Genomic DNA, 11242 nt, shown 5'->3' with positions numbered 1-11242 from the left:
TTCCTCAGAAGGCCCGCAGATCGGATTCGATCTCTTCGATTTCGTGCTGGCTGAGCGAGCTCAGGGTCAGGTCGGACGGGGTGAGCCCGCCCGCTCCGGGTTCGCGGGCGTGCGCGACCAGGGCCCGGAGCATCCGGAACCACCCGTCCGCGAGCTCGCGGGTGTCCGCCTCGGACACGACACTGTCGGCCCAGGTCCAGGTGGCCCGCAGTACCGGTCCGTCCGTCCGGTCCACGGTGGCCGCGTTGACCTCGATGCTGTGGGCCATGGGCATCCCTGATCCCGTGTCGTCCAGACCGGTCCCGTACTCCGCCACGACCGACCAGTCGGCGTCGTCCGATGCCTCGAAACGGCCCAGGTAGTTGAAGACGAATTCCGGCTGGGCCGCCTTCTCCAGCAGTTCACCCGTCTCGGGATTCAGATAGCGAAGGAGGCCGTAACGGACCCCCTTGTCGGGGACGCCGCGCACCTGCTCCTTGACGCGCTTGACCGCGTTCCCCACCTCCGCCCCGACGGCGTGCGCGTCCGTGCGGTCCGCTTCACCCAGGTCGAGCCTGATCGGGAACAGGCTGGTGAACCAGCCGACGGTCCGGGAGAGATCGACCTCCGCGAGTGCCTCCTCCCTTCCGTGTCCCTCCAGGTGCAGCATTGCGGTGCCGTCGCCGACCGTGCCGCGTCCGCGGTGCCAGTCGCCCAGCGCCAGTGCGAGCCCGGCCAGGAGTACGTCGTTGATGCCGGCGTTGAACAGCGACGGCACCGTGGTCAGCAACGCCTCCGTGAACTCGGCCGGCAGGGACTCGGTGAAGCTACGGTCCCGGCTTTCCACGTCCTGTCCCGGCACCCTCACCGGGTCGCCGAACCGGCCGGATCCGGGACGCAACCGATCCAGCCAGCCGGGCAGTTCGGCGATGGCGGTCTGCGTGTGCGCCTGCTCGGCGAGGATGTGGGACCAGCGGCGGAACGAGGTCGGCACCGGATCGAGAGTGATCGCCGCACCCTGTTCGACCGCCTGCCAGGCGCTCGCGAGATCGGCGGCCAGGATGCGCCAGGAGAGCGAGTCGACGGCCAGGTGGTGGACGACCAGGGCGAGCACGCCGCGGCGATCCGGTCCGGCGTCGAACCACACGGCCTGGAGGACGTTGCCCTCCCCGGGGCGCAGCCTGTCGCGCGCCACGTCCGACTCCTGTCGCACCAGACCGGCCCAGTCCTGTTCGGGGCGCCCCGCCACGTCGATGCGCCGGACGGCCGAGGCCGCGTCCACGGCGCCTGCCGGCAGGGTCTCCAGCGACCAGTCCGCCCCGTCGCCCGGCACGGACAGCCGCAGGCGCAGGATGTCGTGGTGGTCGAGCAGGGCTTGGACCATCGACACCAGGCGGGGTTCCGTCAGTCCTGAAGGCGTGCGCAGGACCGCGAACTGGTTGTAGGTGTCGACCGCGCCGCCGCGTTCCCGGAACCAGTGCATGATCGGGGTGGTGACGACCGGTCCCACGCCGTTGTCCGCGACGGGCGCCGGCTCCTGGTCCAGCGGCGTGGCCGTCTGTGCCAGTGCTTCCATGTCCCGCCGCGTCAGCACGTCTCCGACGGTGATCCGCAGACCGGCTTTCCGTGCCCGGCCGACGAGTTGCATGGCGATGATGCTGTCTCCGCCGAGCGCCACGAACCCGTCGCCGATCCCGACGCCGCTCACTCCGAGTACGTCGGCGACGAGTTGGCAGAGGACACGCTGGTGTCGGGTGACCGGAGTTCCTCCGACCACACGCGAACTCGCATCATCAATAGGGCTGTCCACGTATTCCCTCATTCCGGTTCCGGTCTGGAATCAGGAACGAAGTTAGTCAGCCGCGCTCGTCGTCGGCGGCAGTCGAAGCGGCACTTCAGGGGAGAGCCGCGAGGGGGCACACAGCAATTGCCGGTGTGATTGCCGCCGGTCGCGGCGGTGCGCGCGGACGATGACTTGCGCGACGTTCGGACGGAATCACGCGGAGAAGAGGTTCAGCGGTGACAATCCAGCAGCCGGCCCGGCAGACGACCGACCTGGCGATGTTCGGTGGCGACCGGGCCGTTCCCAGGGAACTCGGGATCAGGCCCTGGCCGATGGTGACCGGTCAGGACGAGCAGGCGGTCCACCGGGTACTGAGGTCCGGCCGATTCACCTCCGCCTCGTCGGGAGAGCAGGAGATCGCCGGCCTGGAGCGGGAGTGGGCGCGGTTCGTGGGCACGGAGCACTGTGTCGCGGTGAGCAACGGAACCGCGGCGCTGTCGGTCGCGCTGGGCGCCGCGGGTGTGGAGCCCGGCGACGAGGTCATCGTGCCTGCCCTGAGTTTCATCGGCAGCGCCACCGCTCCGCTCCATCTCATGGCCGTACCGGTGTTCGTGGACATCGACCCGGTCACGTTCAACCTGGACCCCGCGGCGCTGGAGGCCGCGATCAGCAGCCGGACCAAGGCGATCGTCGTGGTCCACCTGCACGGCCTGCCCGCCGACATGGACCGGATCACCGAGATCGCCGCCCGACACGGGATCACCGTGGTGGAGGACGCCGCGCAGGCGCACGGCGCCCGTTACCGGGGCCGGTCCGTGGGCTCCATCGGTGCGGTGAACACGTTCAGCCTCAACGTCAGCAAGAATCTCGCCACCTGCGGTGAAGGCGGCCTGATCACCACGGATGACGCGGACGTGGCGACGAGAGCACTCATGCTGCGGCAGTTCGGTGAACTCATTCCGGCACGCGGCGAGCGCAGCTACGTGGCGCATCTGCTGGGCTGGAACTGCAAGCCGAACGCGATACAGGCGGCCTTCACCCGTAGTCGGTTGACGCAGCTCCCCGCCGAGATGGCCGTCCGTGAGGAGAACGTCGGCCGGCTGCTGGGGCGACTGGCCGCGTATCCCGGCTTCCTGGTGCCCCAGGTCCCGCAGGACCGCACCCATGCCTGGCACATCCTGCGCATCCGGGTGGAGCCCGCGGCCTTCGGGCTGGCCGACGAGTTGGCCGGCCCGCTGCGCTCGGTCCTGCAGCGGGCCCTGCGTGCCGAGGGGGTGCCCGCCGTGCCCTACCAGCTGCAGCCGCTTCCCGCGCAACGGGTCTTCACCGGCCGGCGCGGCTTCGGCGGCTACCCGTGGGCGCTGCCCGGCGTCGTGGACCGCCCTTACCGTCCCGGCGACTTCCCGGCGACCCTGCGGGTCCTCGACGACTCCTTCACCATCCAGAAGGCGCATCTGCACCCGGACTCGGGACCGCTGCTCGACCGGTACGCCGACGCGTTCGAGAAGGTCTGGCTGAACCGCGAGGCGCTGGCCGCCATCGCCGCGACGACGGACTACACCCCGCACTGGGAACGTGCCTCGGAGATCGCCGACACCGAATGGGCGGGGGCGTTCGACGCCCGATGACCTCCGCCCGCCGCACCGACTCCGCCCCATGATCCTGGTCCAGGGTCATGGGGCGGAGTCGGTGCGAGGGGCGGGGATCGCCGCGGTGGCTTCAGCGCCTGGGTTCAGGCCAGCAGCCGCCGCACGTGCTCGGTGACCGTCGCGCGGGAGATCCCGTTGCGCGCCAGCAGATGCCGGTGTCCCCCGGTACCGGCGGCGAACCGGTCGGCGACCGCCACCCGCCGTACGGGGCAGGCGGCACCGAGGTCGGCCACCACCTCGGCGACGGCTGACCCGAGGCCCCCGGCGGCCCAGTGCTCCTCGACGGTGACGATTCCCCGCGTGCCGGTGGCGGCCGCGACGATCGCCTCCCGGTCGAGCGGCTTCACGGTGTGCATGTTGAGCACGGCCACGTCGATCCCGTCGCGGGCCAGTTCCTCTGCGGTCTCGACCGCGGTGAGCACGGGATGCGGTCCGGTGGCGATCAGCGTCACGTCGGATCCGCGCCGCAGGGACTGCGCGACCCCGATCCGCAGCGGTTCGGCCCCCGGCGCGATGCTGGGCGTCGCGCCGCGTCCGAGGCGCAGGTACACCGGTCCCGGCAGCTCGGCGCCGGCTCGGACCAGGCTCTCGGTGGCGGGGCCGTCCGCCGGCACCAGCACGGTCATGTTCGGCAGCATCCGCATGACGGCGAGGTCTTCCAGCGCGTGGTGGGTGGAACCGAGGTGGCCGGCGGAGAGCCCGCCGTGGGTGGCGACGATACGCACCGGGAGGTCGTTCCAGGCGATGTCGAGCTTCACCGCTTCCAGTGCACGGGTGGCGGCGAAGGTCGCCATGGTGTTGACGAAGGGGATCCTCCCGGATCTGGCCAGTCCTGCCGCCACGCCCATCAGGTTCTGCTCCGCGATCCCGAGGTTGAGGTAGCGCCGCGCCCCTTCGCCCCATGAGGTGGCGGAGAACAGACCGGTGTCGCTGTCCAGGCAGACGTAGCGTTCGTCCTCGCCGAACAACTCGACCAGGACGTCCCGGTACACCTCCCGGGCCGCGCGGGCCTCGTCCGGCACCGTGGGTTCGGCTGTCACGACGGGCATGTCGTCTCCGTTCGTTCGCCGCGCGTCACCGCGGCACGGGCACGCCGGTACCCGCGTTCGGTGAGCCGGACGTAGTGGCTGCGGGCCTGGCCCTCGATGTAGGGCAGTCCCTTGCCCTTGACCGTGCGGGCCAGCAGCACGGTCGGTGTGCCGGGGGTGCAGGGGATACGCGACAGAGCCGTCCGCAACTGCTCCGGATCGTGCCCGTCGACCTCCAGGACCGTCCACCCGAAACTGCGCCAGCGGTCCCCGAGCGGCTCGAGACCCATGGTCTCTTCCGTGTCACCGCTGATCTGCAGCCCGTTGCGGTCCACGATCGCCACCAGCCGGTCCAGTTTCTGGGAGCCGGCCGCCATCGCTGCCTCCCAGACCGAGCCCTCCTGCAGTTCCCCGTCGCCGAGTACGACGAAGCAGCGCCGGTCGCTCCCGTCCAGCCGGGCGGCGAGCGCGAAGCCGACACCGAGCGACAGTCCGTGTCCGAGCGACCCTGTCGGCATCTCGACCCCGGGGACGGCCGGGTTCGGGTGTGCGGTGAACATGCTGTCCGGAGTGCCGTAGCTCGCCAGCAGCTCCGCGGGGAAGAAGCCTCGCTCCGCGAGGACCGCGTACAGTCCGATCGCGCCGTGTCCCTTGCTCAGCAGCAGGATGTCCCGGTCCGGCGCCTGCGGCCTGTCCGGGTCGATCCTCAGCACGTGGCGGTAGAGCGTCACCAGGATCTCGACCATGGACATCGATCCGCCGAGGTGCCCGCCTTCCGGGTTCGCGCACATCCGCACGATGAGTTCCCGTGCCGTACGCGCGTGGTCGTCGCTCATCGGTTCTCTCCGGTGAGGTGCTCGCCCAGTCCGGTCAGGGCACGGGTCAGCACCCCGACGCCGAACAGGTACTCGGACAGTTTGATGTGTTCCCGGTCGGAGTGGTCCAGGCTGCTGTCCCCCGGCCCGTACGTGGCCATCGGCACGGTCCACCGCTCCGCCAGGGTGTTCATGTCGGAGGTGCCGGTCTTCACCTTCGCCCTCGGGCTGCCGCCCTCGGCGCGGATCGCGACCGACAGCGCACGCACCACCGGGTCGTTGCGGCCGACACGGCAGGCGCGCACCGTGTTGACGACCTGCAGCGTGTCCGGGCCCAGCCGCTCGGACAGCGCGGCCACCAGTCCCCCGGCGTCGAAGCCCGGGGGGATCCGGACACTGAACTCCGCGGTGGCGGAATCCAGTCCACCGCTGATCGACGTCAAGGTCGGTCCAGGACTGTCGAATCGGGCGTGGCTCGCCTCCGGGCCGAGCAGGTCCAGCAGCTCCGTCCAGGCCCGCGCCGCGAGTTCGGACGCCTTGGGCACGACGTTGCTGGGATGGGTCGCCTCGCACCGTACGTCGTAGCGGAGGTCGAGCTTTCCCTTGTACCCGAGGACGACCGTGTCGCAGCCACTGGGCTCGCCGATGATCAGCGCGTCCGGCGGCTCGTGCGTACGGCGGATCTCCACCGCGCCCCGCGACATCGTGGTCTCCTCCTCCACCGCGCCGACCACCACGATCCGGCCGCGGAACCCCGTACTGTTGGCGGCCGCGCAGATCATCGTGGCGAGCGGCCCCTTGGCGTCGACCGAGCCCCTGCCGTACAGGCGGTCGCCGTCCAACCGCACGGGGACGTCCCCCGGCACGGTGTCCATGTGCCCGAGCAGCATCACCGTCGGTCCCGGTCCGCGCCGGATCTCTCCGACCGCGTTGCCCACGCCGTCGACGCGCGCGGTGAGACCGGCTCCGCGCATGGCGGCCACCACGTGGGCGGCGAGCTCCGCCTCCGCGAAGGACGGCGAGGGGATCTTCAGCATGCCGTGGAGCAGGTCGATCGCGGCCGTGTCCGAAAAGATCGTCACTCCTCCTCCAGCAGCACTTCGGTGCACGAACCGGCCAGGGCCTCCTGGACCGGACGCGGCCGACGGCCGTCCGCGATCAGGACGCGCCGCACACCGGACAGCAGTGCCTCCCGGGCCGCGACCAGCTTGATCCCCATGCCGCCGGTGACCACGGGAGGCGTCCCCCGGCGGGGAACCCGGCAGACAGGAAGCACCGAACGTTCGTCGTGCCGGTCGGCCAGCACCCCCCTCGCCCCGGTGAGCAGCAGCAGGGTGTCCGCACCCACGGCGCCCGCGACGGCCGCGGCGGCGCGATCCGCGTCCGTGTTGACCACCCGGCCGTCCTCGGCCACGGCCGGCGGCGACACCACGGGGAGCAGCCCCGACGCAAGCAGCGTGGAGACCAGGTCGCCGTTGACCGCGGTGATCCGTCCGCTGTGGTCGTCCCTGACCACGACCCGGCGTCCGTCGACGACAGCCCGGTGCGCCGACTTGCGAGCGGCCACGAGAAGTCCGGCGTCCAGGCCGGTCAGCCCGACCGCATCCACCCCGCAGGCGCGCAGCTCGGCCAGCAGACGGGGTTTGGCGGAGCCGGCCAGCGCCAGCTGCACCACTTCGAGCGTTCGCTCGTCGGTGTACCGGGTCGACACCCCGTCCGGGGCGACGAGCCGTCGGGAAGGCACTCCGAGCCGTTCGGCGAGCCCGTCGATGTCGGCCGAGCCGCCGTGGGCGAGGATCACCGGCCTGCCGCCGCGGTGCACGGCGGCGACGTCCGCACAGATCGCCTGCGACCGCACCGCGGCGTTCCCGCCGCATTTGACCACAAGTATGTCCCGCATTCGCTTCATCAGCCTCACGTCAGTTCGGGTGCAGTCCGAAGAATTCGAGCCCTGTCCGCTCCGGCCAGCCGAAGCGGACGTTCATGCATTGCACGGCGCCGCCCGCGCCGCCCTTGACCAGGTTGTCCAGTGCGCCGACGAGGAGCGCGGTCCCGTCGTCCGCGGACACCGCGAACCCGACGTCGCAGAAGTTCGACCCGGTGAGGATCTTCGGTTCCGGGAGCCGGTACAGGCCCTGCCGCTGGGCGATGACCCGGACGAACGGCTCGTTCGCGTAGGCCGCGCGGAACACGGACCGGATCTCCTTCTCCGACACCCCGGACGCCAGCTCCACCTGGCACAGCACCTGCACACCACGGACCGCCTCCACGCCGGTGGCGGTCATCCGCACCGTCCGGTCCGTGGCCTGTGCGATCTCGGCCTCGTGCCGGTGCCCGGAGGGAGCGAACACACGGAGGGCACCGCTGCGTTCGGCGTGGGCACCGGCGGCTCCAGCGGAAACACCCGATCCGCTGGAACCCGTTCGGGCGTCCACCCGGACCGTGCCCTCGATCAGACCCTCCAGAGCGAGCGGCCGGACCGCGAGAATGCCCGCCGTGGCCATACACCCGGGAACCGCGATCCGGTCGCTCGTGGTCAGTCGCGCACGGTGCCATTCGGGCAGCCCGGTGGTGAATTCGGGTATCAGCTGCGGGGCGGCGTGCGCGACCCCGTAGTAGGACGCGTAGACCTCAGGATCCCTCAGGCGGAAATCGCCTGACAGGTCGATGACGGTCCTGGCCAGTTCGAGGAATGCGGCCATCCTTCCCATGGTCTCCCTATGCGGAGCGGCCAGGAAGAGCACGTCGAAGTCGGTGTTCTCCAAAATGTCGTGGCCGACGAAGCACAGGTCGGTGTGGCCGCGCAGGTTGGGATGGGGACCGTCGATCCGGCGCCCGGCGAGTCGGTCGGAGGTCGCGGCCACGACCGTGACCCGTGGATGACCGAGCAGGAGGCGAAGCAGTTCGCCGCCGATGTAGCCGGACGCCCCGACAATGGCTACTCGGAGCATGAGCGTGACTTCTCCAGGAGGAACTCGACGATTCGGTCGGCGACGGAGACCGCGTCGCCGAGTGCCTGTTGGAGGCCGGAGAACTCGACACCGTGGTTGACCTCCAGGACCAGCAACTCCCCCGTGCCGTCCTCGATCAGGTCGACGCCGGCGATCTCTGCCTCCACGGCCTGTGCGGCCCTGACCGCGAGTTTCGCGATGTCCGGTGTCATGGGGCACAGTTCACTCACCGCGCCCCGCGCCACGTTGGTCCGCCAGTGCTCGCTGCGCCGGTAGGTGGCGGCGAGGGCCTCGCCGCCCACCACGATCACCCGGATGTCCCGGCCCGGTTTGGCTATCCATTCCTGCAGGTAGACGATCCGCGCCTGTGGTGACGGCAACGCGGCGACGTACTCAAGGACGGTCTCCGCGGTCTGCCGGTCCGGCAGCGCGGAGACCAGGCGGCCCCACGAGCCCTGCAGGGGCTTCACCACGGCCGGATAGCCGATGCTCTCCAGAGCCGTCAGCGCCGCTTCCGGGGTCAGCCCCAGGGCCGTCCGCGGTGTGGGGAGTCCCGCTTCGACGAGCGCCGCGGACGTACGCCACTTGTCCCCGCACAGCGCGGTGGCCCGCGCGGAGTTGACCACGATCGAACCCGCCGCCTCCAGGGCTTCGGCCGCGTACGTGGCCCTGGCGAGCCCGATCTCCCGGTTCAGCACGATCGGGTGCGCGCCGCGGTCACCCAGGGGGTGCCACCACGTACGGCTGTCGATGTGCCGGTGGGCGATCCCTCTGCGGGAGAGGGCTTCGAGAATTCTCTTCTCGCTGGCCCCCACGCGGGACGCGAGAACCACGAACGGCTCTGCGGGGCTCACTCGCCCCAGTCCTCTTCGATCTCCGGCGCGAGCGCTGCCCGTATCGGATCGAGCGTAAGGATTTCCAGTTCGCTGGCGCATTCACCGCATTCCACGATCTCACCGATCACCGGTGTTCCGGCGGGAACCACCGAGCTCTCACATTCAGGACAGGTAACCATGGTCAGGCCCTTTCGTTGACCGTTACGAGGCACGGGTAAACGTATTGGCCGCTGTGCGCACCGGTAGGCAGAATCAGCGGCAGTCTCAGCAGGCCCGGGCCGCCGCCGGAGGCCGGTCCCGCAGATGCAGGAGCCGCACCAGCTGCAGCGCCGTGAACCGCCCCGGCAGGTGCGCGCCCGCCGGCCGCACCAGGCCGTGGACCAGCAGGGCGTGCAGGGCGGCAGCCGGATCCGGCACCAGGTGGTCGAGGTCGCCGACCGTCCAGTGCGGACGGTCGGCGACCTCGGCCAGCACCGAGCGGCAGGACTGGGCCACGATGTCGACGCTGCGCGCCACGGAACTCAGCAGGTCCTGGCAGCCGCAGCCGGCCGGGGAGGAAAGGAGGGAGAAATCCCGACCGGCTCGCGCGAGCAGGAGCTCGGGCGGATACACCAGGCACCAGCCCGCCGCGTACTCCAGTGCCCTGGGTACACCGTCGAGCCAACGGCACAACCGCACCACCGCGTGCGCGTTGTCCTCCCGAAGCCGGAACCCCGGCTGTGAGCGACGCATGTGGGACAGGAACAACGCCACGGACTCGACCTCGGCCAACCGGACGTGGTCGTGGTCGGGTGCCTCCTCCGGCACGGCCATCGCGGTGAGCGGCAGTACGCGCTCACCGGGCAGGTATCGCGGCGTCAGACCGGTCACCACGACGTGCAGCCCCGGACAGCGCCGAAGCAACTCGCCCACGTCCACCCCTCCGGGGCCCGAAGCGTCACCGCTGTCGATCACCACCAGGTCATGTCTCTCCCCGATCGCCGCGACGAGGTCGGCTGTGGGGTCGGCGGTTCTCGGCGACGGTCCGCCGGGATCGGGGCCGGCCGCAGGATGCGCACCGCAGCAACGGGTACCTCCGGCCGACGCATGCCACCCGACCCGCCAGCCCTTGGCCCGCAGCACTCGGGCCGCCTCGAGCACCAGATGTGTCTTCCCGATGCCGCTGATGCCGACCACGCTCACGAGGCGGTGACCGTAGACGGTCACCTGATCGAGCAACACCTGCAGCTCCGCTTCACGGCCCACGAGTGTGCCTGGCGGAGCGGGCGGTTCGGGCAGGGCGGGCGGAGCGGACGAGGCGGGCAGTCCGAGCAGTGCGTCCCGCAGATGCGCCGGGCTCCCACCGGCGGCGTGCAGTTGCTGTCGCTCGGCATCGCGCAGCCGCAACGCGTCGGCCAGCAGCCCCACGCTCTCCCGCCGGGGCCGTCGGACCCGTCCGCTCTCCAGATCCCGGATCGCCCGGACGCTCAGCGTCGCGAAGTCCGCGAGTTGTTGCTGGGTCAGCCCGCTGCGGCCCCTGTGCCTCTTCAGCAGATCGGCGAAGGAGGCGGATTCGCGCGGCCCCTCCGACCGTGTCGACAGCAATCGCTGGCGCGGGCCGGCGACCGCGCGTTCGCTCAGGAGAAGTCCGGTTGCCACATTTTTCACGACGGCATGCGGACCGGTGTTCATGCGCCGGTCGATCTCGCCGAGGGTGTCGCCGCCCGTACGTCCGAGTACTTCTCTTTCGCGGTCACCGATCCCCCGGACAGTATTCCGTAGCCTGTTGTTCACAGATTCGGGTGCCTTTCTCTCTCTGATTCCCGCGTTCCGTGACTGTTGGACCACAGGCTCCGGAACCGACAGCGGGTCGGCCTCCCCGTGTTCACTCCCAGGTCATCCGGCTCAACGGCCCCAACCGCTGTCGCCGCCGGGCCCGGTGGAGGACACGACCGGGACGCCGGCGCTGCCGTCCTCAGCGGCAGCGGTACCCGCGAAGGCACCGATCGTCAACGCGCAGAAAGCGGTGACCACGAACACGACGACAGACTTCATGACTTCTCCCAGGAATCAGAGTGAGGAATGCTCGAAAAGTCCCGGCCGACGTTTTACGACCGTTCCCCTTCCGCTCTTCCAGACTGGCTGGCACCCGCCCTGGAAGCCACAGACGGAACCATTCACCAAGTTCTCCGGCACCAAAGCGGGGGGTGGACGAACCCTCC

11 protein-coding genes are annotated in these 11242 nt (G+C 70.4%); 1 reads left to right on the top strand and 10 read right to left on the bottom strand.

The window, feature by feature from the left end; genetic code table 11:
• Positions 1 to 4 precede the first annotated feature (4 nt).
• Entirely contained in the window at positions 5 to 1801 is a 1797-nt protein-coding gene (locus IA22_RS0126980) for a condensation domain-containing protein (protein ID WP_078640228.1), read from the bottom strand.
• Between the two features lie 197 nt (positions 1802 to 1998).
• On the opposite strand from IA22_RS0126980, the gene IA22_RS0126975 reads away from it, so the two are divergent.
• The gene (locus IA22_RS0126975; protein ID WP_015580215.1) at positions 1999 to 3390 is read left to right on the top strand and encodes a DegT/DnrJ/EryC1/StrS family aminotransferase; all 1392 of its coding nucleotides are present in this window, start codon (positions 1999 to 2001) and stop codon (positions 3388 to 3390) included.
• Between the two features lie 104 nt (positions 3391 to 3494).
• On the opposite strand, the gene IA22_RS0126970 is transcribed toward IA22_RS0126975, so the two are convergent.
• From IA22_RS0126970 to IA22_RS37215, 9 genes are all read right to left on the bottom strand, one after another.
• Positions 3495 to 4460 (bottom strand): transketolase family protein, encoded by a 966-nt coding sequence (locus tag IA22_RS0126970; RefSeq protein WP_030125117.1) that lies wholly within the window; start codon positions 4458 to 4460, stop codon positions 3495 to 3497.
• Positions 4448 to 5275, bottom strand: a complete 828-nt coding sequence (locus IA22_RS0126965; protein WP_014152260.1) for a transketolase — start codon at positions 5273 to 5275, stop codon at positions 4448 to 4450. The genes IA22_RS0126970 and IA22_RS0126965 overlap by 13 nt, the downstream gene beginning before the upstream one ends.
• Positions 5272 to 6336, bottom strand: a complete 1065-nt coding sequence (locus tag IA22_RS0126960; RefSeq protein WP_015580214.1) for a M20/M25/M40 family metallo-hydrolase — start codon at positions 6334 to 6336, stop codon at positions 5272 to 5274. The genes IA22_RS0126965 and IA22_RS0126960 overlap by 4 nt, the downstream gene beginning before the upstream one ends.
• The gene (locus IA22_RS0126955) at positions 6333 to 7154 is read right to left on the bottom strand and encodes a [LysW]-aminoadipate kinase (RefSeq protein WP_014152262.1); all 822 of its coding nucleotides are present in this window, start codon (positions 7152 to 7154) and stop codon (positions 6333 to 6335) included. Before IA22_RS0126955 ends, IA22_RS0126960 begins: the two co-directional genes overlap by 4 nt.
• Before the next feature lie 19 nt (positions 7155 to 7173).
• A complete protein-coding gene (argC, locus tag IA22_RS0126950; RefSeq protein ID WP_015580212.1) occupies positions 7174 to 8205 on the bottom strand; it encodes an N-acetyl-gamma-glutamyl-phosphate reductase in 1032 nt (343 codons plus the stop codon).
• The gene (locus IA22_RS0126945) at positions 8193 to 9059 is read right to left on the bottom strand and encodes a RimK family alpha-L-glutamate ligase (RefSeq protein WP_014152264.1); all 867 of its coding nucleotides are present in this window, start codon (positions 9057 to 9059) and stop codon (positions 8193 to 8195) included. The genes argC and IA22_RS0126945 overlap by 13 nt, the downstream gene beginning before the upstream one ends.
• A complete protein-coding gene (locus IA22_RS0126940; protein ID WP_014152265.1) occupies positions 9056 to 9220 on the bottom strand; it encodes a lysine biosynthesis protein LysW in 165 nt (54 codons plus the stop codon). The genes IA22_RS0126945 and IA22_RS0126940 overlap by 4 nt, the downstream gene beginning before the upstream one ends.
• An 85-nt stretch (positions 9221 to 9305) precedes the next feature.
• Positions 9306 to 10688: a helix-turn-helix domain-containing protein gene (locus tag IA22_RS0126935; RefSeq protein WP_234434607.1), complete on the bottom strand. Its 1383-nt coding sequence runs from the start codon at positions 10686 to 10688 to the stop codon at positions 9306 to 9308.
• A 237-nt stretch (positions 10689 to 10925) separates the two neighbouring features.
• On the bottom strand, positions 10926 to 11075 hold the full coding sequence (locus IA22_RS37215; RefSeq protein ID WP_014152267.1) for a hypothetical protein: 150 nt from the start codon (positions 11073 to 11075) through the stop codon (positions 10926 to 10928).
• Positions 11076 to 11242: the final 167 nt, after the last annotated feature.

Origin of the sequence: Kitasatospora papulosa, assembly GCF_000717245.1 — a bacterium.
Classification (GTDB): domain Bacteria; phylum Actinomycetota; class Actinomycetes; order Streptomycetales; family Streptomycetaceae; genus Streptomyces; species Streptomyces papulosus.
Note: the sequence above shows the minus strand (reverse complement) of the source record. Positions and strands in the feature narration are given on the sequence as shown.

Bases quoted from the DNA above. Each gene is read 5' to 3' on its own strand.
- IA22_RS37215 (WP_014152267.1), bottom strand. From the start codon at position 11,075: ATGAAGTCTGTCGTCGTGTTCGTGGTCACCGCTTTCTGCGCGTTGACG.
- IA22_RS0126955 (WP_014152262.1), bottom strand. From the start codon at position 7,154: ATGCGGGACATACTTGTGGTCAAATGCGGCGGGAACGCCGCGGTGCGG.
- IA22_RS0126940 (WP_014152265.1), bottom strand. From the start codon at position 9,220: ATGGTTACCTGTCCTGAATGTGAGAGCTCGGTGGTTCCCGCCGGAACA.
- IA22_RS0126970 (WP_030125117.1), bottom strand. From the start codon at position 4,460: ATGCCCGTCGTGACAGCCGAACCCACGGTGCCGGACGAGGCCCGCGCG.
- argC (WP_015580212.1), bottom strand. From the start codon at position 8,205: ATGCTCCGAGTAGCCATTGTCGGGGCGTCCGGCTACATCGGCGGCGAA.
- IA22_RS0126980 (WP_078640228.1), bottom strand. From the start codon at position 1,801: ATGAGGGAATACGTGGACAGCCCTATTGATGATGCGAGTTCGCGTGTG.
- IA22_RS0126965 (WP_014152260.1), bottom strand. From the start codon at position 5,275: ATGAGCGACGACCACGCGCGTACGGCACGGGAACTCATCGTGCGGATG.